General features: G+C 64.1%; 18 protein-coding genes and 1 pseudogene. 2 read left to right on the forward strand and 17 right to left on the reverse strand.

Translation table 11 applies throughout. The features are described from left to right. Positions 1-73 precede the first annotated feature (73 nt). The 12 genes from BMI01S_RS20515 to BMI01S_RS20570 form a co-directional block, all read right to left on the reverse strand. The gene (locus tag BMI01S_RS20515; RefSeq protein WP_174480121.1) at positions 74-421 is read right to left on the reverse strand and encodes a hypothetical protein; all 348 of its coding nucleotides are present in this window, start codon (positions 419-421) and stop codon (positions 74-76) included. Positions 422-747: 326 nt separating this feature from the next. Then, a complete protein-coding gene (cyoD, locus tag BMI01S_RS20520; RefSeq protein WP_028210983.1) occupies positions 748-1,077 on the reverse strand; it encodes a cytochrome o ubiquinol oxidase subunit IV in 330 nt (109 codons plus the stop codon). Next, positions 1,078-1,689, reverse strand: a complete 612-nt coding sequence (gene cyoC / locus BMI01S_RS20525; RefSeq protein WP_028210982.1) for a cytochrome o ubiquinol oxidase subunit III — start codon at positions 1,687-1,689, stop codon at positions 1,078-1,080. Further along, on the reverse strand, positions 1,689-3,722 hold the full coding sequence (cyoB, locus tag BMI01S_RS20530) for a cytochrome o ubiquinol oxidase subunit I (protein WP_028210981.1): 2,034 nt from the start codon (positions 3,720-3,722) through the stop codon (positions 1,689-1,691). Before cyoB ends, cyoC begins: the two co-directional genes overlap by 1 nt. Before the next feature lie 5 nt (positions 3,723-3,727). Continuing rightward, complete coding sequence (gene cyoA, locus BMI01S_RS20535; RefSeq protein WP_028210980.1) at positions 3,728-4,615, reverse strand: ubiquinol oxidase subunit II; 888 nt, start codon at positions 4,613-4,615, stop codon at positions 3,728-3,730. A gap of 339 nt (positions 4,616-4,954) precedes the next feature. Then, the gene (locus tag BMI01S_RS20540; protein WP_028210979.1) at positions 4,955-6,505 is read right to left on the reverse strand and encodes an NADH-quinone oxidoreductase subunit M; all 1,551 of its coding nucleotides are present in this window, start codon (positions 6,503-6,505) and stop codon (positions 4,955-4,957) included. 539 nt (positions 6,506-7,044) lie between these two features. After that, on the reverse strand, positions 7,045-8,508 hold the full coding sequence (locus BMI01S_RS20545; RefSeq protein ID WP_028231666.1) for a sugar efflux transporter: 1,464 nt from the start codon (positions 8,506-8,508) through the stop codon (positions 7,045-7,047). 566 nt (positions 8,509-9,074) lie between these two features. After that, a complete protein-coding gene (locus BMI01S_RS20550; RefSeq protein ID WP_036045613.1) occupies positions 9,075-10,772 on the reverse strand; it encodes an acid phosphatase in 1,698 nt (565 codons plus the stop codon). A gap of 127 nt (positions 10,773-10,899) precedes the next feature. Continuing rightward, the gene (locus tag BMI01S_RS20555) at positions 10,900-11,793 is read right to left on the reverse strand and encodes a proteasome-type protease (RefSeq protein ID WP_042290362.1); all 894 of its coding nucleotides are present in this window, start codon (positions 11,791-11,793) and stop codon (positions 10,900-10,902) included. A 36-nt stretch (positions 11,794-11,829) separates the two neighbouring features. Continuing rightward, positions 11,830-12,630, reverse strand: coding sequence for a transglutaminase family protein (locus BMI01S_RS20560; RefSeq protein WP_028231664.1), 801 nt, complete (start codon positions 12,628-12,630; stop codon positions 11,830-11,832). A gap of 50 nt (positions 12,631-12,680) precedes the next feature. Next, complete coding sequence (locus BMI01S_RS20565; RefSeq protein ID WP_028210975.1) at positions 12,681-13,634, reverse strand: alpha-E domain-containing protein; 954 nt, start codon at positions 13,632-13,634, stop codon at positions 12,681-12,683. Between the two features lie 40 nt (positions 13,635-13,674). Continuing rightward, a complete protein-coding gene (locus BMI01S_RS20570; protein ID WP_028210974.1) occupies positions 13,675-15,081 on the reverse strand; it encodes a circularly permuted type 2 ATP-grasp protein in 1,407 nt (468 codons plus the stop codon). Positions 15,082-15,361: 280 nt separating this feature from the next. Here BMI01S_RS20570 and BMI01S_RS20575 point away from each other — a divergent pair, with 280 nt between their 5' ends. Continuing rightward, the gene (locus BMI01S_RS20575) at positions 15,362-16,093 is read left to right on the forward strand and encodes a DUF2459 domain-containing protein (protein ID WP_051381464.1); all 732 of its coding nucleotides are present in this window, start codon (positions 15,362-15,364) and stop codon (positions 16,091-16,093) included. Positions 16,094-16,385: 292 nt separating this feature from the next. On the opposite strand, the gene BMI01S_RS20585 is transcribed toward BMI01S_RS20575, so the two are convergent. The 3 genes and pseudogenes from BMI01S_RS20585 to BMI01S_RS20595 all read right to left on the reverse strand — a co-directional run bounded on the left by BMI01S_RS20585 (position 16,386) and on the right by BMI01S_RS20595 (position 20,269). Further along, complete coding sequence (locus BMI01S_RS20585) at positions 16,386-17,858, reverse strand: glycosyltransferase family 2 protein (RefSeq protein ID WP_028231662.1); 1,473 nt, start codon at positions 17,856-17,858, stop codon at positions 16,386-16,388. 20 nt (positions 17,859-17,878) lie between these two features. Next, entirely contained in the window at positions 17,879-18,496 is a 618-nt protein-coding gene (locus tag BMI01S_RS20590; protein ID WP_028231661.1) for a cytochrome b, read from the reverse strand. Positions 18,497-18,806: 310 nt separating this feature from the next. Next, positions 18,807-20,269, reverse strand: a pseudogene (locus tag BMI01S_RS20595) (catalase). Between the two features lie 422 nt (positions 20,270-20,691). Here BMI01S_RS20595 and phaP point away from each other — a divergent pair. After that, positions 20,692-21,255: a TIGR01841 family phasin gene (gene phaP / locus BMI01S_RS20600; RefSeq protein ID WP_028231660.1), complete on the forward strand. Its 564-nt coding sequence runs from the start codon at positions 20,692-20,694 to the stop codon at positions 21,253-21,255. A 257-nt stretch (positions 21,256-21,512) separates the two neighbouring features. Here the strand turns inward: phaP and BMI01S_RS20605 are convergent, their stop codons facing one another. Beyond that, positions 21,513-22,178, reverse strand: a complete 666-nt coding sequence (locus BMI01S_RS20605) for a FadR/GntR family transcriptional regulator (protein WP_409372322.1) — start codon at positions 22,176-22,178, stop codon at positions 21,513-21,515. 341 nt (positions 22,179-22,519) lie between these two features. Further along, positions 22,520-23,254: a ribonuclease activity regulator RraA gene (locus tag BMI01S_RS20610; protein WP_028210967.1), complete on the reverse strand. Its 735-nt coding sequence runs from the start codon at positions 23,252-23,254 to the stop codon at positions 22,520-22,522. Positions 23,255-23,396: the final 142 nt, after the last annotated feature.

The raw sequence follows: 23,396 nt of genomic DNA on the forward strand, positions 1-23,396 counted from the left end.
CCGACTCGCTTGCAAAAGTCAGGCTGACCATAGATTTCTTTGCGCTTCGCTCGAGGAGCGAAGCGCAGGTTGGTCAACAGGCCATGACATCCGGGCGACGACCGAGCCACGGCCTGGCGGCGTAGTAGTGCGCCTTGTCACAATAGACGCCGCGTGGCTCGTACAGGGTGCACGGCCACGAAGTGAAGTGCGCCACGGAATCGTGGACATGTTCCGCGAGCAGGCTATCCACGGCAGGCGGCACGGCAGAGGCATTGTCCCACGCCGAGAGGATGAGATCTTCATAAGGCGTTCGCTTGCGCGGCTCCGGGGGTGGCCAGTCCTGGTTGCCTGCCCGGCGTTCGACAGGATTGCGCAGGAAAGCGACCATACGCTGGATGAGCCGCCTGTGCTCGGCGCTGGCTCGGCAGGGGGTGGCCATTGACGGCAAGACCGTGCGTGGTTCGCATCAGCGCGGTGAGTGCGATCCATCTTGTATCGGCATAGGTGCGTGAGCCATTTGAGACGGCCACGCAAATGCCGGCCGTGTCACGATTGACGACCTATCGCCTGGTTCGTGCGGGGAAATTAACGCTGGTGAAACTGGGGCACGCGCGCATCGGCGATTGCGGATGACAGTCTCTGCGACTTCATCGCCTCACACACGTTGTTGGTGGGGAATGCTAGCCAGGCTGGCAACTGGAGGGGGAACAGCGGGGGAAAAGGCCGGAGAGCCTCATGCAGCAAGGCCCCCCGACCAAGATGCGCTTAACGCGACATCATGTTCATCGTGACGTTGTGCATGACCCACAGCGTGCCGATCACGAGGATCAGCACCGTCAGCACGGTATAGCTGAATGCAGTCACGTTCCAGCGCTGGCTCGACGACGCATTCATGTGCAGGAAGAACACGAGGTGCACGACGATCTGCACGACCGCCAGGACGCCGAGGCCGATCAGCGCGGTTTCGCGCGCGAAGCCGCCGTGCAGCACGAGCCAGAACGAAGCGGCCGTGAGCACCACCGCCAGGACGAAACCGACCAGGTAGCTGCCTACGCTGCCGTGGCTTTCTTCTTCGTGGATGGAATGAGCACTCATTTAGATCACGCTCGCAAGATAAACAAAGGAGAACACGCAGATCCAGACGATGTCCAGAAAGTGCCAGAAGAGGCTCAGGCACGTCAGGCGGCGGATTTCGCGCTCGTCCAGCTTGGGAGCAACCGCGATCTGCACCATCAGGACGATCATCCAGATCATGCCGAACGTCACGTGAATACCGTGGGTGGCGACCAGCGTGAAGAACGACGAGAGGAACGCGCTGCGGCTCGGGCCCGCGCCTTCTTCGATCAGGTGCGCGAATTCATGCAGTTCGAAATACAGGAACGTCGCGCCCAGCAGGAACGTGACGGCCAGCCAGAACAGCACTTGACCCGTGCGCTTCTTGTGCGCGCCGATCATCGCGAAACCGTACGTGATGGACGACAGCAGCAGCACTGCCGTTTCCAGGGCCACGCCCGGAATGTCGAACAGGTCCTTGCCCGTCGGGCCGCCTGCGAACTGGTTCTGCATCACGGCGAACACTGCGAACAGCGAGCCGAACAGAATACAGTCCGTCATCAGGTACAGCCAGAAGCCGAACACGGAGTGTGACGGCGGGTGATCGTGGTGATCGTGCTCCGCGAGTGCGGCCGCACTTGTCTTCGTCAACATCAGTTGGCCTCCAGTGCTGCTTCAACCTTGCCACCGCGTTGCTTGTCAGCAAACGCCTTGACCAGTGCGCGATTGCGCGCTTCTTCGTCTGCCCGGACCTTGGCGGCCGGGATGTAATAGCCTTCGTTCTTCTGGAAGCTATAAGCGATGACCGTGCCGAGAATCCCGACGAAGCTGGCGATCGCGAGCCACCAGATGTGCCAGATACCTGCGAAGCCCAACGCGAGCGTGAAGATGCCGGTAAAGACACCTGCGCTGGTATTCGACGGCATGTGGATGTCGGTGTACTTCGTGTTCGCGACGTCCACGGTTTCGCGACCGGTTTCCTTCAGGTGCGCAAACTCGTCGAGCTCGCTCACGTGCGGAATGATTGCGAAGTTATACGACGGCGGCGGCGACGAGATCGACCATTCGAGCGTACGGCCACCCCACGGATCGCCCGTCAGGTCGCGGTTGCCCGGCAGGTTGCGGTCGCGGACCGAAACGTAGATCTGCAGCAGCTGGTGCGCGATGCCGATGGCCACGAGCACGGCGCCGACCCAGGCGGCGATCATCCACGGCTGCCATGCCGGATTGTCGTAGTGGTTCAGGCGGCGGGTTGCACCCATGAAGCCGAGCACATACAGCGGCGTGAACGCGAGCCAGAATCCCGTGAGCCAGAACCAGAACGCACGCTTGCCGATCTTTTCGTTGAGCTTGAAGCCGAACGCCTTCGGGAACCAGTAGTTCATGCCCGCGACGTAACCGAACAGCACGCCGCCGATGATCACGTTGTGGAAGTGCGCGATCAGGAACAGCGAGTTGTGCAGCACGAAGTCGGCGCCCGGGATTGCCAGCATCACGCCGGTCATACCGCCGATCGTGAACGTGACCATGAAGCCGATCGTCCACAGCATCGGTGCCGAAAATTCCACACGGCCGCGATAGATCGTGAACAGCCAGTTGAAGATCTTCACGCCCGTCGGGATCGCGATGATCATCGTCATGATGCCGAAGAACGCGTTGACGTCAGCGCCCGAACCCATCGTGAAGAAGTGGTGCAGCCACACGAGGAACGAGAGCACCATGATCGCGCACGATGCGTACACCATGGTCTTGTAGCCGAACAGCGGCTTCTTTGCGTACGTCGCGACGATTTCCGAGAAGATACCGAACGCCGGCAGGACGAGGATGTACACCTCGGGGTGACCCCATGCCCAGATCAGGTTCAGGTACAGCATGACGTTGCCGCCGCCGTCGTTCGTGAAGAAGTGCGTGCCGATGTAGCGATCGAGGCCGAGCAGCGCGAGCGTCACGGTCAGGATCGGGAACGCGGCCATGATCAGCACGTTCGCGCAGAGCGCCGTCCACGTGAACACCGGCATCTTCATCATCGTCATGCCCGGAGCGCGCATCTTGATGATCGTGACGAAGAAGTTCACGCCGGTCAGCAGCGTACCCACGCCCGAAATCTGCAGTGCCCACAGGTAATAGTCGACGCCGACGCCCGGACTGTACGCCAGCTCCGAGAGCGGCGGATACGCGAGCCAGCCCGTCATCGCGAACTCACCGACGACGAGCGAGATCATCATCAGCGCCGCGCCGACGGCCGTCATCCAGAACGACAGGTTGTTCAGGAACGGGAACGCAACGTCACGCGCGCCGATCTGCAGCGGCACGATGATGTTGAACAGGCCCACCATGAAAGCCATCGCCATGAAGAAGATCATGATCACGCCGTGTGCAGTGAAGATCTGGTCATAGTGATGCGGCGGCAGATAGCCCGGCGCGTTGTACGCGAGTGCGAGCTGGGTGCGCATCATGATCGCGTCGGCGAAGCCGCGCAGCAGCATGACGAGCGCGAGGATGATGTACATCACGCCCAGACGCTTGTGGTCGACGCTCGTCAGCCACTCCGTCCAGAGATATTTCCACTTACCCAGGTAAGTGATCGCGCCGAGCAGGGCTGCCCCGCCCAGCGCCATGGCGAGCGCCGTCACCACGATAATTGGCTCGTGGTACGGAATCGCATCCAGTGTAAGTTTTCCGAACATGCCTTTTACCCCTTGGTCACGCACGACGGGTCACTGAAATTCGTGACGTGGCCGTTGTTGTACTTCGCGATGATGTTGTTGAAGAGCTTCGGGTCGACCGTCGAGAAGTATTCAACCGGAGCCTTCTCGCTCGGCTTGGCGACCGTCGCGTACTGATCCATGGAAAGCTGCGTCTGCGAAGCCTTCACCTTCTGGACCCACGCGTCGAAGTCTTGCTGGCTCGTGGCGAGGGTGCGGAACTTCATGTCCGAGAAGCCCTTGCCGCTGAAGTTCGCCGAGAGGCCGGCGTAGTCGCCAGCGTGGTCGGCGATCAGGTGCAGACGCGTCTGCATGCCAGCCATCGCGTAGACCTGCGTGCCAAGCTGCGGGATGAAGAACGAGTTCATCACCGAGTCCGACGTGATGCTGAAATTCACCGGCGTGCCAACGGGCACGGCCAGCTGGTTCACCGTCGCGATGCCGAGATCGGGGTAGATGAAGAGCCACTTCCAGTCGAGCGCGACCACTTCGACGTTGATCGGCTTGACGTTCGATTCGAGCGGCTTGTAGGGGTCGAGCTCGTGCGTGGTGTTCCACGTGAGCACGCCGAGGAACAGAATGATCAGCGTCGGGATGGTCCAGACGACGACTTCGATCGCCGTCGAGTGCGACCACTTCGGCGCATAGGTGGCGCTACGGTTCGACGCCCGATAGTGGAACGCGAACCACAGCGTCAGGACGATCACGGGGATCACAACAATCAGCATGGCCCAGGTGGAAGTCGCGATCAGCGACTTTTCCGCCACGCCCACACTTCCTTTGGGGTCGAGGAGCTCCATGTTGCATCCGGAAAGACACAAGGCCAATCCGGCGCTTACGGGAAGCAGTAACCTTTGAAAGGTCGTTCTTTTCATCACGTTTGCCTGAATTTCATTCATTGAATAGTTCCGGACACATCCCCTGACATCCGACAAAGGAAGCGCGTCCGCATCATACAGCCGCTTTGATATTTCGCAATCAATGAATGTGGAAAATGACCTTTGTCAAAAGCAGATCGAGACACTTTGCCGCATGTGTTCGCGAGGTTTGTCGCGCCTCGGAAACACACGCACATCGCGCCCCACTCTGCTCTTGACAGCGGCCCGCCGCGGCTACTTCTCGAATTTCAAAATTCGAAAACCCTTCCACGCAGCAGCGCGCCGTACCGCCTTGGGGCGGTACGGCGCGCTGGTTGCGTTGTCAATCTTCTTTGATCAAGTCGGCGAGTGCGGCTGCGCGGCACGAACGTCCGTGCCCGCGCGCACTGCGTCAGCAGGCGCCGCATCGTCGACAGGTTGCTTGCTGCGGCCGGCCTGGGTGACGAGGTTCGCCGCCGAGAGCTCGATCGCGTCGGTCATCGGCTTCGGATAGAGGCCGATTGCCAGCACGAACGCTGCGAGCGAAGCGAAGATCAGCGTTTCGCGGCGGCCGATGTCGGCCAGCTTTGCCACGCCCTTGTTCGCCACAGCGCCAAAGATCACGCGCTTGTACATCCACAGGGTGTACGCAGCGCTCAGAATGACGGTCGTCGCGGCGATCGCGCCGACCCAGAAGTTCACGCGGATCGCGCCCATGATGACCATGAACTCGCCCACGAAGCCCGACGTGCCCGGCAGGCCGAGGTTGGCCATGCAGAACAGCATCATGAACGCCGCGTAGCGCGGCATCACGTTGACGACACCGCCATAGGCCGAGATCGTGCGCGTCTTCGTGCGGTCGAACAGCACGCCGATCGAGAGCAGCATCGCGCCCGAGACGAAGCCGTACGAGATCATCTGGACGATCGCGCCCTCGGTGCCGATCTGGTTGAAGAGGAAGAGGCCCAGCGTGACGAGGCCCATGTGGGCGACCGTCGAGTACGCGAGCAGCTTGGTCATGTCGGTCTGCGCGAGCGCGAGCAGGCTCGAATAGACCACGGCCACGAGCGAGAGCGTGATGATCGCCGGGGCGAAGAAGTGCGCGGCGTCGGGCGTGATCGGCAGCGTGAAGCGCAGGAAGCCGTAGCCGCCCAGCTTCAGCATGGCCAGCATGACGGTGGCGCCGGTCGGCGCTTCGAGGTGGACGTCGGGCAGCCAGGTATGGAACGGCCACATCGGCACCTTCACGGCGAAGGCCGCGAAGAAACCGATGAACACGAGAATCTGCGGAATGAAGCCGAGCGTGAGGCCGTGCCACGCGGACATGTCGAACGTGTGCGACTGGCTGTAGAGGTACAGCATCGACACCAGCATCAGCAGCGAGCCGGCGAGCGAGAAGAAGAAGAACTTGACCGCGGCGTAGGTGCGGCGGGCATTGCCCCACGCGCCGATCAGCAGGTACAGCGGAATCAGCGTGGCTTCGAAGAACACGAAGAACAGCATGCCGTCGGTCGCCGCGAACGTGCCGACCATCAGACCCGAAAGAATCAGGAACGCGCCGAAGTACTGGGCGACGCGCACGGTGATGGACTCCCACGACGCGACCACGATCACGAGCGTCGTGAACGCGGTGAGCACCACGAGCCACATCGAAATGCCGTCGACACCGAGTCGCCACGCCACGCCGAACTCAGGCAGCCATTCGCGGAACTCGACGAACTGCATGCCGGCCTGATGGTTGTCGAAGCCGGAGATGAGCGGGAGGGTCAGCAGCAGACCGACGACGGCGCCAATGAGCGACAGCCAGCGGGCACGCTGCGGATGACGATCCGACCCGAGGCGCAGCACGGCCACGCCGAACAGGATGGGAATCCAGATCGCCAGACTCAGGAATGGAACGGATTGCATTTCAACAGGACCTCAAAAATGCGGAGCAAATGGCTTCCACGGCGCACGATCAGGTGCGCAAGCAACTTGAAAGATTGACGCGGGGTGAAAATCGAACCTGGCTGGCTGTAATGTATTTGTCAGCTATGAGGCGAAATGCAACACACGTTCAAGGGTTAACGAGGGTAAACGGAATACGGAAGTTTTGCAGCGCAACAACACGGGCCGGATCGAAGACTGACACAAGTCATTGTTTTTATTTCAAAACGCACCAGGAGAAAAAACAACACACGGGCTGCTACAGCCGATTTTTGATCGCATCAACAGCGCTTTTCCCATTTGGGGCGCCATGACGCGCGGCAGGCTGTCACGCTGCGCGGCCCGAATAATACCTTACTTGTTTCTTTCGGTTCAATGACTTATGCATTGAAATCTGGCCTGTCGCGTAGGCCACGGCGCGCGCCCACGCCCCTCGCGCGACGCAAAAAAACCCGGCCCTCATGGGGCCGGGGTCAACTCTCACGTCGCGCCAGACGACTGGAACACGCACGGCCGGGACTTTAGCGTCTTGTGTCCCCTTCATTAAGTCCTTTGGCTGGAAGAGTGCTTTCCTTGCTGCGCGAAGGCGAGATCCGCTCGCGCAGATAACGCCGGGCCGCGCGCGCCATCTTCGGGTATTGCTCGCCGGGCACGGCAAACAACACGAGTGCGCAAAGCGCGAGCACGCCGCAAAAGACAAACGTGCCGCGATAACCGAACGCCTGCACGAGCAGGCCCGAGAGCACCCCGGACAGGATCGAACCGAGCCGCGCCGCGTTGAAGAATAACGCCGTCGCCCGCCCCGGCGATGCGGGCATCAGGTCCTGCATGAAGGTCATGCCGAGACACGAGGTGACGGCCACCACGAAGGCGTTGAGGATCTGCATCGGAATCAGCGCGTGAACCCCGGGCGCCAGTGACATCGAGACGAAGTAGACCGCATGCACCACGGCGCACGCGGCCAGCCACCATTGCTTGTCGAGCACGGAAGCGCGCGCGCCGAGCGCGAGCATCATCGGTATCTCCATGAACGCGCCGAGGCCGAGCATGATCGAAACGTCGATGCTCGTGCCTTGCAGGCCGTGAACGATGAAGAGCGGCAGCACGATCATCGTCGCGTTGGCGGCGAGACCGATGAGTGTCAGCGCAACGATCGCGCGCATGATGTCTTTCTGCGAGCCCTCCTCTGCGGGCGCTCGCGCCGCCTTCGCCTTCGCCGCCGCCGCATTCGCAGGCACCGCGAGCGATGCCCGATCGCGCGGCGCGCCCGGCTGCACCTCGGCCTGGGTGAGCGGCTGGCCCTCGTACTGCGCCGCGCGCTCCTCGCCCCTCTGCTGCGCGACGTCGCCGGCGCTCGGGCGCGCCATCAAATGCTGGGTGGCGTGCTCGTCGGAGCGCGGCTCGCGCATGCGCCAGACGATGGTGCCGCACGCCGCGAAGCTCGCCGCCGCGAACAGGAAGAGCCCATAGAAGCCCGTGGCCGCGAGCACGAGCGCGCCGACCGCAGGCCCGAACACCCACGCCGCGGAAAGGATGGTGCGCAAGGTCGCGCTCGCGAAGGTGCGCTCCGCGTCGTCGCGCGCGGGCAGCGCCGCGCGGCTGAACGAGAACACGAGCGACATCGCGCATCCGCCCGCGCCGATGAACGCGATGCCAACGAGAAGCAGCCACCGGTAGTCGCGCACCACACACAGGCTCAGATAGCCGAGCGTCGCGGCGCACAGCGAGACGAGCAGCAGCGTGCGGTGCTTGCCGGTGGCGTCGCTCCTGCGCCCCGCCGCGGTGCTCGCAATCACGCCGCTCGTGGCAATGGCGGTCATGAACACGCCGAGCCGGAACGGCGTCATGCCGGCGCGCTCGACGCCGAAGAGCGAAAGGTAAGGCGCGGTGAAGGACATCGCCACGCCGAGCATGAGAGTCGCGCCGGCGAGCGGCAGGAAGCCAGGAATACGCAGAAGACCGGCGAAGCGCGAGTTTTTGAGCACGGCGCAGCGGGGAGTGGCGAGAGGTGAGTTGCCCGTGCACGCGAGGTCACGCGACGGTCATATCGACGGAGATTATCGGGCCGAACTTCCGCCCTCTGCAAGGTTGACTCCGCCACGATCAACATCTGGGCGCGATATCCACAGCTTTGGTGGACAGCCTTGTGCGTAACCGCGGGACGGTCACACCAAGTCCTTGATGCGACTGGGAATATGCGCAGCGTTGCCGATTGTTGCAGCGAGGGCGCTCGGCAGAACAAACGCGTGCGCGGTTTTCCACAGATTTGGTGGGTAGCTCTGTTGGCAACTTCTGGACAGCTGGACCAAGTCCCTGATTGGAAAGAGGAAGCGGGCAAACGTTACACAAGATGCAGTTCGCCCGCGCGGCGAAGTTGTCCACAGATTTCGGGGAAAAACCTGTTGATAACCGCCTGGCGATTGCGCCAACTCATTGATCGGATGGAGAGTTCGTCGCTTGTGTCGCCGTTGCATCAATTTGCGTTTCAGATGGGCACCGGAAGGCGCCGCCGATGCTTTCAATCGCCGGCGCCTTCCTCGCCCGCAAACGTTCACGCAAGGTCGAGCGCTGCCGTGAGATCGCCGGGCGGCATCTGGTCCCGCGACAGGAACGCCCGGTCGCGTGCCGCCACGCCGTCGAGCGGCGCGAGGCCGTGCACACGGCTGATGAAGCGCAGGATCGAAACGGTGTCGTAGAACGTGTGATCGACGTAGCCCTTCTTCGCGAACGGCGCGATCACGAGCGCCGGAACGCGCGAGCCCGGGCCCCAGCGGTCGCCCACGGGCGGGGCGACGGGATCCCACCAGCCGCCGTTCTCGTCGTGCGTCACCACGATCATCGTGCCGGCCCACTGCGGACCGCGCTGGATATGCTCGATCACGTTCGCGATGTGGCGATCGCCCGATTCGACGTCGGCATACCCGGCGTGCATGTTCAGGGTGCCCTGCGGCTTGTAGAACGTGACGGCGGGCAGCCGGCCCGCATCGATGTCGGCGAGCAGACGGTTCGTGGCCGGATCGTCGCCGAGGCCCGCGTCGCGCAGACGGCGTGCCCGTTCTGCCGTGCCCGGCGCGAAGTTGGCAAAGTAGTTGAAGGGCTGATGGTGATACTGGAAGTCGGGCCTCGAACCCATGTCGGGATGATCGAGGGCGTACTGCCACGCGCCGCTGTACCAGGCCCAGTCGACGCCCTTCGCCGAGAGCCGGTCGCCGATCGTCGCGTAGGTCTGCGGGCGCAGCACACGCGGATTGGACGGATCGGCGAGCGACGGGTTGCCGTCCTCCGAGGGGCGCACGTTGCTCGGCTGATAAGGCGGCGCCATCGTGTTGACGGCAAAGCCGTCGGGCGTGAAGAGGCCGTCGTTCACGAACTTCGGCGCACCGTCGAGCGCCGAGTCAGGCGAGTTCGGCGCGACCTTCAGGCGCGTGCCGGTGGGATCGTCGCCCTCCACGACCGAAGCGAGATCCTTCGCCGCGCTCGTCTGGATATCCGCGTACCGCGGCACCTGGGCCGAGATCAGGAAGATGTGGTTCAGCCAGGAGCCGCCAAACGCGCCCATGAAGAAGTTGTCGCAAAGCGTGTACTGCGTCGCGATATTCCAGAGCCGCAGCGTCTGCGCCGAATTCTCGTAATAGCCCATGACGAGGCCGCCCGAGTCGCCCCACGCGGCGAACTGGTCGTTGCGGCCCGCGTTGATCTGCATCTGGTTCTGATAGAAGCGATGGACGAGATCGCGCGTGATGATGCCGTTCGGCAACGGTTTGCCATGCGCGTCGGCGATGCGGAACGGCTGGTTCGGAAGACCGGTGATGTCTTGCTCGGCAATCATGTAACGCTTGCCGTGCAGTTCCTGCGCCTGGGGCACGAGGCCGCCCCAGATCTTCGGCAGCTGCGGCAACGGCGTCTTGCCGTCGCGATCGAGCTGCACGTAGCGCTCGGCGTTCACGCTGGCGAGCGGCATCTGCACACCGGGATAGTTGCCGTACAGATTGACGAAGCTGCGATTCTCCGCGTAGATCACGACGATCTGGCGGACCTGGTCGCGCAGCGCGGCATCGACGCGCGTGTCGGCGGCGCTGCGCGGCATGCTCGCCGCGCTCTGCGCCGGCGTCTCGCAGCCGCCGAGCGCGAGCCCCACGCCGACCGCGGCAAGCCCACCGAGCACCCGGCGACGCGCGGGATCGTCGGGGCCACAGGACACGGAATCGTCATCGGGGCGCCCGTGCTTCGGGTCATCGTTCTGCTTCATCAGCCTGCCTCCTGTGTCGGGGGAACGCGCGCCAGTGCGCGATGCACCGAGCATCTACGCAGGAGGATACCGGTTCCCCACCCGGCGAGGCAGAAAGGACGTTTGCAAGCGCTGCGCCGGCCGCGCGCTAGCCGTCGCGCGGCACGCGCGGCGCGGCGTGCGGCATCAGCACCGCGGCGTCCGGCTGGGCTTGCGCGAGCGTCTGCGCGGGGCGCGGCTCCGGCACATTGCCCTCGTGCGCGGCGCGCGGCGCAATGGGCAGCGTCGCGCGTTCGTGGCGCGGCACGTCGCCTTCGTCGGTCCAGAGCGGATCGGGTATCTCGCCGAACACCTGGCGCAGCCGCGCGCCCCAAGTCGAATGAATCATCTCGAAGTACGCGTTCGACTGGTCGAGCGACGCATACCGCGTGACGCGCAGCGCGTCGCGCTCATACACGAGCAGATCGAGCGGCAGGCCGACCGAGAGGTTCGAGCGCAGCGTCGAGTCCATGGAGATGAGCGCGCACTTCGCGGCCTCGTCGAGCGGCGTGCGCGGCGTGAGGACGCGGTCGATGATCGGCTTGCCGTACTTCGATTCGCCGATCTGGAAATACGGATTGACGCTAGACGTCTCGATGAAATTGCCGGCCGCGTAGATCTGGAAGAGCCGCATCGGATGGCTGCCGATCTGGCCGCCGAGGATGAAACTGCAGTTGAAATCGACGTTGAAGGTTTTGAGCGCTTCCGCGTCGCGCCGATGCACTTCGCGCACCGCTTCGCCCACCACGCGCGCGGCCTCGACCATCGTAGGCGCGTTCCAGAGCGTGGTACGCGCCGCGTCCTGCGGCTCGGTTAGCACCTGCAGCGTGGCCTGCGTGATGGCCAGATTGCCCGCGACGAGCAGCACCAGCACGCGCTCGCCGGGCTCCTCGAACACCGCCATCTTGCGCGATGTGCTGATGTGATCGACACCCGCGTTCGTGCGCGTATCCGCAAGGAATACGAGTCCCTCCTCCACCCCCATTGCCACACAGTACGTCATGCGCCTTCTTCCTTTTTCTTTGCCATCCCGGGAAAGCTATTGCTGCGACTGCTGCGCGCTCACGTGCACGCTGACATCGAGCGACTCCCCTGCCCCGCCGATACGGCGGCCACGAACCGGCGCGGCAGCGTCGTAGTCGCGCCCCACGGCGATCCGGCAGTACTTCTCGCTTGCGAAGCACGCGTGCGTGACGTCCACGGTGACCCAGCCGTTGTCGAGCCATACGTCGACCCACGCGTGGCTCGCCATCTCCGGAACGTCGCCGGGGTCGATATAGCCGCTCACGTAGCGCGCCGGCACGCCGCGCGCGCGGCACACCGCCAGCATCACATGCGCATGATCCTGGCACACGCCACGACCCAGCGCCAGCGCGTCCGCCGCGGTGTGCGTCACGTCCGTGACGCCGGGTTCGTAGCGCACGCGCTCCACGATGCGCGCCGCCGCCTGGAGAATGGCCGCCGAATCGTCCAGCGGCGGCAGGCTGTGCGCGAAATCCGCGAGCGCCTCGTCCGCTTCCGTGAGCCGCGTGGGCGAGGTGAAATGATGCATCGGCACGGGGCCCTCGCCTTCGGGCAGGCGGCCATCGGGCAGCGCCACGGTTTCCACTTCGCCGCGCACGCGCAAGCGAATTTCCGTATGTGGACGCGTGAGCACCAAGGTCATCAGCGCGTTGCCGTAGGCATCGCGGCCCGCATCCAGCTTGCCCGGCGCCTCGACCTGCCACTGCGTGACGATCTGCGTGGGCGTAGTGAGCGGCGAAAGCCGCAATTGCTGGATGGAATAATGCACGGGCGCTTCGTAGCGGTACACCGTGTCGTGCCGGATTGCGAGCTGCATGACGTGACCTCTCCATCTAGACGATTGGGATATCGAACAGCGCGGGATCGTTAGCCTACCGGCAACATCAGATAGGTGCGTGCGACCTGGTTGCCCAGCTCGTATACGCGCGCGAGAAACTGCGTGAGAAACGTATGCACGCCCATCGAAAAGATCTGCCGCAGATCGGCATAAAGCAGTTCAGCGCGCAGCTTGCCCGCGGTGCGCTCGACTTCGCGCGAAGTCCCGGTGCGCAGCATTGCGAGATTGGTGCATACGCCGTCCAGCGAGGCCAGCAGCGAGCGCGGCATTTGCTGGTTGAGAATCAGCAGCTCCACCACGCGCGCGGGCGTCACCACGTCGCGATAGACCTTGCGATAGATTTCGAGCGCCGAGACCGAGCTGAGAATCGAGGTCCAGTAATAGAAGTCCTCGAGCTGCCGCGCGGCCGAGCGCGAGTCGGCGTTCTCCACTTCGACGAAGCGCACGTCGAGAATGCGCGCCGTATTGTCCGCGCGTTCGAGGAACGTGCCGAGCTGCGTGAAGAACAGCGCGTCGTCCTGCAATGCCGTGCCGAGGCGCACCCCGCGCGACAGATGCGAGCGGAACTTGACCCACTCGAACAACGCATCGGGATGGGATTCCAGCTCGCCTTCGCGCAGACGCTCGACGAATTGCAGCCAGGTGTCGTTGACCGTTTCCCACCACTCCGTCGTGAGCGTGCCGCGCACGGCGCGCGCATTCTCGCGTGTCGCGTGCAGACACGAATAGATGCTCGATGGATTCGTTGGGTCCGCAACGAGAAACTTGAGCACGTTGCTGCTCGTCGTTTCCTCGTGGCGGGCGTCGAAGGCGGGCTCAAGTTCGGAGATGCGCAGCATCGCGCGATGGGTGCGCGCCTCGGCGTTCGCGCTGCCCGGCAGCAGCAGCGCCTTCATGTTGATGTCCAGCATGCGCGCGGTGTTCTCCGCGCGTTCCATGTAGCGGGCCATCCAGAACAAATGATCGGCGGTACGGCTCAGCATGTTCGAACCTCGTTTTTAGCGTGCGGATTGGCCTGTGAAATCATTCGAGTACCCACGTGTCCTTGGTCCCGCCGCCCTGCGACGAGTTGACGACGAGCGAGCCCTCCTTGAGCGCGACGCGCGTGAGACCGCCCGCCGCCATCTGGATCGTCTTGCCGGAGAGGACGAAGGGCCGCAGGTCGATATGGCGCGGCGCGATGCCCGCTTCGACGAAGGTCGGGCAAGCCGAGAGCGACAGCGTGGGCTGCGCGATGTAGTTGCCCGGCCGCGCGACGAGGCGCGCGCGAAACGCCTCGATCTCCTCGCGTGTGGAAGCGGGACCGACCAGCATGCCGTAGCCGCCCGCGCCGTGCACCTCTTTCACGACGAGATCGGGGAGATGCTCGAGCGTCCAGGCGAGATCGTCGGGGCGGCGGCATTGCCACGTCGGCACGTTTTTCAGGATCGGCTTTTCGCCGAGATAGAAGTTGATCATGTCGGGCACGTACGGATAGATCGATTTGTCGTCGGCCACGCCGGTGCCCATGGCGTTCGCGAGCGCGACGCGGCCCGCGCGGTAAGCCGTGAGCAGCCCCGGCACGCCGAGCGCGGAATCGGCGCGAAACGCGAGCGGATCGAGAAAATCGTCGTCCACGCGCCGGTAGATCACGTCTACGCGCCGCGGCCCTTGCGTCGTGCGCATGAATACATAGTTATCCTCTACGAACAGATCCTTGCCCTCCACCAGTTCGACGCCCATCTGCTGCGCGAGGAACGTATGCTCGAAATACGCGGAGTTGTACATGCCGGGCGTGAGCACCACGACGGTCGGATCGTCGGCGCCGTCGGGCGCCACCGAGCGCAGCGTATCGAGCAGCAGGTCGGGATAGTGCGCAACAGGCGCCACCTTGTGCTGGACGAACAGCTCGGGAAAGAGCCGCATCATCATCTTGCGGTTCTCGAGCATGTACGAGACGCCCGACGGCACCCGCAAATTGTCCTCGAGCACATAGAACGCGCCGTCGCGCCCGTCGCGCACGATGTCGATGCCTGCGATATGCGCGTACACGCCCAGCGGCAGGTCGATCCCCTGCATCTCGGGCCGGTACTGCGCATTCGTGTAGACCTGCTCGGCGGGAATCACGCCCGCGCGCACGATGTTGCGATCGTGATAGACGTCGTGAAGGAACAGGTTGAGCGCCTGCACGCGCTGACGCAGTCCGCGCTCGAGCAATTCCCACTCGTCGGCGGGAATGATGCGCGGAATGAGGTCGAAGGGAATCAGCCGCTCGGTGCCGGAGAGGTCGCCGTTCACCGCGAACGTGATGCCGACCCGCCTGAACAGCAGGTCCGCCTCGGCGCGCTTGTGCGCCATCGTCTCGCCAGTCTGCCTCTCCAGCCAGTGCTGGAAGCGTTCGTAGTGCGGGCGCACCGCGCCCTCGTCGCGCATCTCGTCATGGACTTGCATCGGTTCGTTCTCGGGCGTTTAGGCAACTGCATGCAGCGACATCCAGCGTTTCGTCACATGTTTGCGACGGGAGACGTTGGGGTACTGCAAAAAAGCAAGTGATATGCCATCGCGGGCAGCGCGTCGAATGCGCTCAATTGGTGCAACAGGTGCAGGATCCGTGGCCTCGAAACGGGGCACGCAGTGGCGGCACGGAATGCCCGCGTCAAGATGGTGCAGGCCCCCGACGCGGCATGGCATATGCAGACATAGGGGCTTCTCGATGGAAAGAGCGCTTCCGATGAACGAAGCTGCCGACGCGCGTCGATGTCTCATGCGGACCAGGGTGGCACAAAGGCACTGTGCAGCTGCGCTCGTGCTCGTGCTCGCCGCGTGCGCGAGCCCGCAAGATCCCTTGCCCACGGCGATCGAGCCGATGACCAGTGGCCCGGCGAGCACATCTGTCGCCGTAGTTCAGCGCGATTGGCACACCGACATCTGCCTGCGCATGGGCGACGCCGATCCATGGGTCGCCTCGCTCGCACGCGGTTTCGAGGGCGCGGCGATGCTCTGCTTCGGCTTCGGGGAAAGACAGTTCGTGGTGGAACGCCGCCACGATCCGCTGACGATGATGGGCGCACTCTTGCCCAGCAAGGCGGCCGTGCTGATGACCGTCCTGCGCGCGTCCCCGCAGGACGCGTTTGGCGCCCCGAACGTCGTGGAAGTGCCCGTCGACAGCGGTGGTCTCGCCGGCCTCCAGCGATATCTGCGCGCGTCGTTCGAAACCGACGCGTCAGGCGCGACGCAAATCCTCGCAAACGGGCCCTATGCGGGCAGCGTCTATTTCGCGGCGTCCGGAACTTACGACGCCTTTCACACCTGCAACACGTGGACCGCGCGAGCATTGCGCTCCGCGGGCCTCATGGAGGCCCAGGACGTGCTGTTTGCCGGCAGCCTGATGCGTGAAGTCCGCGCCGCACTGAAAGCGACCAGGCCGGACAACACGACGCGTAACGCAACCGCCGGCGAATGACTCAGCAAGGCGCGACGCAGCTCGTACCCGGCGGCGGCGGCGCGACGGCCGCGGCGGGCGGGGGGCTCGACTGCGGCACGACGACAGTCTCTCTGGGCGGGGGATTCGGATCGCTGCTGCTGAACGAAAGACAACCCGAAAAAGCGAACGGCAGTAGAAAAGCGAAAACGCTGAATCGAAGCATGAGACTCTCCCTGACCGGCTAAAAGGCCATCGCCGCGCGCATGGCGCGGCCCTGAGGACCAAAGGCCCTATACGCCCAGGGAGCAATTGGAGTGCCACGGAAATCAGATCATTGGGAAGCCCTGCTCTCGCGGCTGCGCGCCGCAGCCAGCCCGGCCCGTTTCTGCACGCCCCACTTGCGCCGCCCGAGCAGGAAATGGAGCCACCCGAGCGCCGCGCCACTGTGGCGCATCAACTGGAAAGAGAACGGCTCGAAGATAGCGGCGAGCAATGCCATGCCGAAGCTCGAGTGCGTGCGATCTCCGCTCCAGCGGCGGTAAAGATGGACGGAGTACAAATGAAACGCGAGGTCGATCGCGATCTTGCCGACGATCACGCCGAGTACCGGCAACACGATCGTAAAGCGCCCGTCGAACAGGAATCCGATCAGCAGTGCGAACGCCGTCAGCCCATAAATGGGTTGCACGGTGTCGAACGCCTTGACGGGCAGCATCATGAGGCCGAGCTTCCCATACCGGCGATTGCCCGTCATGTCGCGATACCAGTATTGCGTTTGCAGGAAGCCCGCGAACCAGCGGCGGCGCTGGCGCAGAAAGCTCGCGAGCGTGCCCGGCGCGTCGGTGCGCGCGCGGGCCGCGCCGAGCACGCGCACGTCCCAGCCCAGCCCCTCGCGCGCCGAATACCGGCGCAGACGGTGAATCAGTTCGTAGTCCTCGACAAGACAATTGGCATCGAAGCCGCCCACGGCCATCACTGCGTCGCGGCGAAAACCCGCGAACGCGCCGGAGACGAGCAATAGACTGTCGGCGCGCATCCATGCGAAGCGCGAGATGAAATTGCGGATGTACTCGTAGGTCTGGAACCACTGAAAGAAACGACCGCTCAACGTATGGTCGCAAACCGGCGTGAGCAGCCCCGCCGCCGCAACCAGTTCGCGCTCGCGGCCGAACGCGCCCGCCATCGCCGCACAGGCGTCGGGTTCGAGCAGCGTATCGGCGTCCACGGTCATGACCGTTTCCGTTGCGAGCGCAAGCAAGGCGGCGTTGAGTGCGCGCGCCTTGCCGCCGTGCGCGAGCCTCAGCCAGCGCAGATTCGGATACTGCGGCGCAGGCGCGCTCAACTGCCCAATGCCTGGATCGGCGAGGCCATAGCGTTGCGCGAGCAGCGCGGCTGTGCCGTCGGTCGAGCCGTCGTCGGCGATCACGATCTGCTGCGGTGCGCGGGTCTGGGCGAACAGCGCGTCGAGGGTAATCGGCAGTACCGCCGCTTCGTTGTGGGCGGCCACGATCACGCCGAGGGTCGGCAGCCTTGCTTCGCTCGCCGCGGCGCTTTCGGCCGCGCGCGAAGGTGCGAGCAGCACCCGCGCCTTCCACGCGACGAACAGCAGCAACACGGTGTCGTAGACGACATAGGCAATGCCCGTCGACCACGCGACCACGCCCTGCAGGAAGAACGCGCGCGCGAACAGCACGAACCAGAGCACCATGACGCTGGAGTGAATCGCGATGCTCGCGAAAGGCGTGGGAGGCGGCACGAGGCGCGGCGACGTGCGGGCCAGCGCCTCATCGAGCGTGTTGTTCAAGTCGTACCTTTACGTGTTGCTCACGGCATCATCCGGCGCAGCACCGAATGACGATCGACCCATTGATGCTTGAGCGCGCCCGCAATGTGCAGCGCGAGCACGCCATAGAGCGCATAGCTGCATGCGGTATGCAGCGCGCCGAACTGGGCGTGCAACTGCTCCTTCGTGCCCGCATCGAGATTCATGATGAAGCCGATGCGCGGCCATGGCACGAGCCCATAGAGATACATCGGATGCGAGGCGGCGGCGACCCAGGCGGAGTCGTGCAGCCAGCCCGAAAGCGGCATCGCGAAGATCAGCACGTAGAGCACGACGTGCGCGGCATGGGCCGCCGCGCGCTCCCAGCTGGGGAATTCGGCGGGCAGTGGCGGCGGCCGGTGCGTGAGACGCCACAGGACGCGAACAATGGCGAGGCCGAGCACGGTTATGCCAATCGACTTGTGCGTGTCGATCACGAAGCGGATGGCGGTGTCCGAAAGCGAGCCGTCGGGCATCAACGCGACAGTCAGGCCAAGGGCGACGTTCGCGAGAATCAGCAGCGCGATCATCCAGTGCAGTAGCACTGCTACACGCGAGTACTTTTGCGCGCCGGCGGCGGCATCGGCAAAAGCGGATTCGGCTGAGAGGGAAGTTTTCACGTGAGCTCGACCGTTGCGGATCAGTTGGGATAGCGCACGGCGCGGCGGTTTTATTCCCGCTAGGCGCCGCAAGCCGGCGGGCTTGCGCAACGCTTCCCACCCAGCGACTCGCGCATTATGCCCGCTCGTTCCTGACGCTGCAGAATCCGCCAGATGGCGGTTCTGCCAGTTAGTCCGCAGGCGGCTCACGTGCAATGGCCTTCACATTGCCGGGCGCAAAAAAACCGGAGCGGTTTCTCAGGACCGTTCCGGTTCTCTCGAGGCGCGGCGCACTACTGCGCCGCCGCTGCGCCATCGCGGGTTCGGCGGCTTACTTGCCGCTGCCCGCCTGCTTTTCGATCTGCGCGCCCACGTCGGAGTCGATCTTCTTCCAGTACTCGAACACGCGCTCGCGCACGGGACTGCGCACGCCGTTCAGGCTCGCCACCACCTGCTGGATGAGCGACTCACGCTGCCTGTCGTTGAATACGTTGCGCACCAGCGCACCCGCCTGGCCGAAATCGTCGTCTTCTGCATGCAGCGTGTAGGCGCTGCGCACCATGTCGCCATCGGCTTCCCAGCCGTCGTCGGCGGGGCCGGTCGTGTCCGCCCACGGGCGTCCGAAGCTGTTCGGCGCATAGGTCGGCGCATTGCCGGTATGTTCGTAGGCCATGTTGCCGTCGAACTGGTAAGTCTGCACCGGCACCTTCGGACGGTTCACGGGCAGTTGATTGAAGTTCGTGCCGATGCGCGCGCGCTGCGCATCGTTATAGGCGAACGCGCGGCCCAGCAGCATCTTGTCCGGCGAGAGGCCGATGCCCGGCACCGTATTGCCCGGCGAGAACGCGGCCTGTTCTATCTGCGCGAAGAAGTTCTCCGGATTGCGGTTGAGCGTCATCGTGCCGACCTTGATGAGCGGATAGTCCTTGTGCGACCACGTCTTCGTGAGATCGAACGGATTGAAGCGGTAATGCTTCGCCTGCGCATAGGGCATGACCTGCACGGAGAGCGTCCACGACGGAAATTCGCTGCGCGCGATCGCTTCGAACAGATCGCGCCGATGAAAGTCGGCGTCCTCGCCCGCCATCGCCGCGGCCTCGGCGTTGGTGAAGAACTGCATGCCCTGGTTGGTGTGGAAGTGGTACTTGACCCAGAACTTCTCGCCCGCCGCATTCACCCACATGAAGGTATGCGAGCCGTAGCCGTTCATATGGCGCCATGTTCTCGGCAGCCCGCGCTCGCCCATCAGGTAGGTGACCTGGTGTGCCGATTCCGGGTTGTTCGTCCAGAAGTCCCACTGCATTTCGGCATCGCGCAGGCCCGAATCGGGTAGACGCTTCTGGCTGCGGATGAAGTGCGGGAACTTCATCGGGTCGCGCACGAAGAACACCGGCGTGTTGTTGCCGACCAGGTCGTAGTTGCCCTCGGTCGTATAGAACTTCAGCGAAAAACCGCGCACGTCGCGCCAGGTGTCGGGGCTGCCCATTTCGCCCGCAACGGTCGAAAAGCGCGCCAGCATTTCCGTGACAGCGCCCTTCTGGAACACGGCCGCCTTCGTGTAGCGCGAGACGTCCTCGGTCGCCTTGAACTCGCCGAATGCGCCGGCGCCCTTCGCGTGCGGCTGGCGCTCGGGCACCTTCTCGCGGTTGAAATGCGCCATCTGTTCGAGAAAATGCCATCATGCAGAAGGATCGGGCCGTCCGGACCGACCGTGAGCGAGTTGCGGTCGCTGACAACCGGCGCGCCCGTGCTCGTCGTGGATTGACCGCGAGACTTGTCGTTCGATGCACCCATTACCGCTCTCCTGATGGAAACGCGGTGGCGGCCTCGCACATTGCTCATTTGAGCCGCATCGATGGCCGCCACTACTCGATTGGGGAACCACACAGGCTGCGTCGTAAGCCGCCTCGGCACTGTCTTCGCCGCCCGGGGAAGGCCATTTTGCCCGCGCAAGCGAAGCGTTGCGCTCAAGCGGTTCACGCGTCCGGGGATCCGCCGCGACCCCGCCCGGCCGCCTGAAAATTTCCACCAAAAATCAGGCGTTTACATAGTTGCTGCGACGCACAAAAAAGTTCTTGACACGATTTATGGTTGCGCTAAGATGACCTCGATTGCTGCATCGCACAAAACATTTCTGCGCGAACCGGTGATCGATCCGAAAGTCCTCCATTTTCGCAACCGAAACCGACGCGTAGCGTCCCCAAAAGGAAAGAGACATGAACCTGCCGACTCCCGAACAATTCGCCGCCACCCAGAAAGCCGGTCTCGAGGCCCTTTTCGGCCTGACGAGCAAGGCATTCGAAGGCGCAATCAAGCTCGCCGAACTCAACATCGAAACCGCCCGCTCGGCATTCGCCGAAGGCCAGGAACAGGCCCACCGCGCATTGTCGGCCAAGGACCCGCAAGGCTTCTTCGCTGCACAGGTCGGCTCGGCCCAGCCCGTCGCCGAAAAGGCGCTTGCCTATGGCCGCAGCGTCTACGGCATCGTGTCGGCCACGCAGGCCGAATTCGCCACTGCCGCCCAGTCGCAGTTCGAATCGCAGCAGCGCGCGATCGAAACGTTCGTGGACAACGCCGCGAAGAACGCGCCGGCTGGCTCGGAAGCCGCCATCGCCGCGATCAAGTCGGCGCTGACCGCCGCCACCAGCGCGTATGCGTCGGTGAACAAGGCTGCGAAGCAAGCTGTGGAAGTCGCGGAAAGCAACTTCGACGCCGCCGGCAAGGCCGCGACGAAGGCTGTCGCGCAAGCGTCGGCACGCGCCGCCAAGCAGGCTGCGTAAGTTCCCTTCCGCTGGCGCGCAGGGCCTCGTGCCTGGCGCCAGCCGGAACGAAGACGGGCGTGAGTTCTCGTGCAAAGCGAGGCTCGCGCCCGTTTGCTATGGGGGTTGCCGAAGGTCGTTGCGATCGTGTGTGGGCGCCGCCGCGCCTCGTGCCGGCAACGGAATGGAACGTCAGGTTCGGGCCGCGTGCGTGGAAGTCAGCGACCGCGTAAAGCGGCGCACGCGTACGCCGCCTTCACGCGAAACCGGTGCGCCGCTCAGGAGCCGAACATCCGGTTGACGGCGCGCTCCAGGTGCGCGCGCATGGCGGTCGAGGCGCGCACGGCGTCGCGCGCCTGGATTGCCTCGAGCACTTCGAGGTGTTCCTGCTGCACGAGGCGCTGCCGCTCGATCGACTTCACGAGCGAGAGGTTGCGCGAAAGATTCATGCTGAAGACCATCTGCTCCTGGATGCCCGAGAGCGCGGTGATGAAGAACTGGTTCTTCGAGGCGCGCGCTACGGCCATGTGGAATGCGAAGTCGTCCTTCGCGCCGATGCCCGAAGTCTCGATGATGGTCTGAAGGTTGTCCCACTCGCGCCGGATCGCGGCAATGTCTTCGTCGTCGGCCTTTTGGGCCGCCAGCGAGGCCGCCCCGGATTCGACCACCACGCGGTACTCGTAGCAACGCCGAATGTCAGACAGCGTTTCGAGCGGTGCGAAGCGGCGCACGTCCGGGTCCGGACGCCGCATGACCGTCGTGCCCGAACCATGGCGCGTTGCGATGATGCCGTCCGCGCGCAGCTGCGCGAGCGCCTCGCGCACCGTCGGGCGCGAGGTCGAGAAGCGCTCGGCGAGCATGTGCTCGGTCGGCAGGCGCTCCCCTTCCTTGTATTCGCCTTCGATGATGCGATTGAGGATATCGCTGTAAATCCGCGCCGGCATATTCGGCGCTTTCTGCTCAGACATGATCGGACGGTGAACTTTGGGTTGTCAGGAGTGTCGTCGATTGTAAGTCATATGGCGCGCCGATAGCGTGCTTGCGCCCCGCGCAAGCCCCGTTTCGTGCGTGTTTCAGCCCATTCGAGCCCGCCTTTACCTGCTGATTACCAATTTCCGCGAGCGCGACCACGGACTTCACGCGAGTCGCATGGCGCTCACGCGCAGTGCGGCGCTCCGTCTCCCCTGGTTTTAGCCAGCGCAGCCCGAGCGCGGTGTGAATCGCGTCGGGCAAGCCGAGCCACGGCTCGACACAGTAAAAGTCCGATCATGCAACGCCTGCCAGCTCAACGTTGCTCCTTCTTCCATGCCTCATAGGCTGCAAGCGTTGCCTCGTTCGGCGGATAGGTGCCCGGCAGCGCCGCGCCCGCTTCGATGCGCCCGGTGATGAAGCGTTCGAGCGTTTCCTGCTCGGTGGCGTCGCGCGCGACTTCCTCGGCCAGATGACGCGGAATCACGACCACACCGTCCGCATCGCCGACGATGATGTCACCCGGATAAACCGCGACGCCGCCACAGCCGATCGGCACGTTCAGATCCACCGTGTGGTGCTTGCAGAGATTGAGCGGGGCCGAGGCGCCGGCGCAGAACACGGGGATGCCGAGCGCGGCGATGGTCGTGCTGTCGCGCACGGGGCCGTCCGAGACCATGCCCGCCACGCCGCGCACCTTCATCCGCGTGGCGAGAATCGAGCCCATCGAGGCGGCGTCGGTCACGCCGCGGCAGTCCTGCACGAGCACCGCGCCAGCGGGCACGGTTTCCACGCCCTTGCGCTGCGGATGCTCGGGGTTCTGGAAAGCGCCCAGCTGGTCCAGGTCCTCGCGAGCCGGGATGTTGCGCATCGTGAAGGCTGGCCCGACCAGGTTCGGCGCACCGGGGGCGGGTGTAGCGAGCGGCTTCACGCCTTGCATGAAGACGTTGCGCAGGCCGCGCTTGAAAAGCTGCGTGGTGAGCGTGGCGTTGGAAACGTGGCGCAATTGTTCGAGCGCGGCTTCGCTCACGGGGATGGCGGGTGAATTCATCGTGTCTCGTCCGTTGTCGTGTCTCGGGGCGCGGGGCGCGGGGTGCGGGGCGGCGGCTCGACAAAGTGTCGAGCGGATCGGTCGCATTGTTGTAATACAACAAGAAAATTGTCAACCCGCCATTGCGCCGTGGGCCAGGCGC

This window comes from Paraburkholderia mimosarum LMG 23256 = NBRC 106338 (assembly GCF_000739815.1).
Classification (GTDB): Bacteria; Pseudomonadota; Gammaproteobacteria; order Burkholderiales; family Burkholderiaceae; genus Paraburkholderia; species Paraburkholderia mimosarum.

Excerpts from the sequence above, each read along its gene's own strand:
- phaP (WP_028231660.1), top strand. The coding sequence starts at position 20,692 with ATGAACCTGCCGACTCCCGAACAATTCGCCGCCACCCAGAAAGCCGGT.
- BMI01S_RS20560 (WP_028231664.1), bottom strand. The coding sequence starts at position 12,630 with ATGCAGCTCGCAATCCGGCACGACACGGTGTACCGCTACGAAGCGCCC.
- cyoB (WP_028210981.1), bottom strand. The coding sequence starts at position 3,722 with ATGTTCGGAAAACTTACACTGGATGCGATTCCGTACCACGAGCCAATT.
- cyoA (WP_028210980.1), bottom strand. The coding sequence starts at position 4,615 with ATGAAAAGAACGACCTTTCAAAGGTTACTGCTTCCCGTAAGCGCCGGA.
- BMI01S_RS20555 (WP_042290362.1), bottom strand. The coding sequence starts at position 11,793 with ATGACGTACTGTGTGGCAATGGGGGTGGAGGAGGGACTCGTATTCCTT.
- cyoC (WP_028210982.1), bottom strand. The coding sequence starts at position 1,689 with ATGTTGACGAAGACAAGTGCGGCCGCACTCGCGGAGCACGATCACCAC.
- cyoD (WP_028210983.1), bottom strand. The coding sequence starts at position 1,077 with ATGAGTGCTCATTCCATCCACGAAGAAGAAAGCCACGGCAGCGTAGGC.
- BMI01S_RS20575 (WP_051381464.1), top strand. The coding sequence starts at position 15,362 with ATGAACGAAGCTGCCGACGCGCGTCGATGTCTCATGCGGACCAGGGTG.
- BMI01S_RS20550 (WP_036045613.1), bottom strand. The coding sequence starts at position 10,772 with ATGAAGCAGAACGATGACCCGAAGCACGGGCGCCCCGATGACGATTCC.
- BMI01S_RS20610 (WP_028210967.1), bottom strand. The coding sequence starts at position 23,254 with ATGAATTCACCCGCCATCCCCGTGAGCGAAGCCGCGCTCGAACAATTG.
- BMI01S_RS20605 (WP_409372322.1), bottom strand. The coding sequence starts at position 22,178 with ATGCCGGCGCGGATTTACAGCGATATCCTCAATCGCATCATCGAAGGC.
- BMI01S_RS20515 (WP_174480121.1), bottom strand. The coding sequence starts at position 421 with ATGGCCACCCCCTGCCGAGCCAGCGCCGAGCACAGGCGGCTCATCCAG.
- BMI01S_RS20540 (WP_028210979.1), bottom strand. The coding sequence starts at position 6,505 with ATGCAATCCGTTCCATTCCTGAGTCTGGCGATCTGGATTCCCATCCTG.
- BMI01S_RS20565 (WP_028210975.1), bottom strand. The coding sequence starts at position 13,634 with ATGCTGAGCCGTACCGCCGATCATTTGTTCTGGATGGCCCGCTACATG.
- BMI01S_RS20570 (WP_028210974.1), bottom strand. The coding sequence starts at position 15,081 with ATGCAAGTCCATGACGAGATGCGCGACGAGGGCGCGGTGCGCCCGCAC.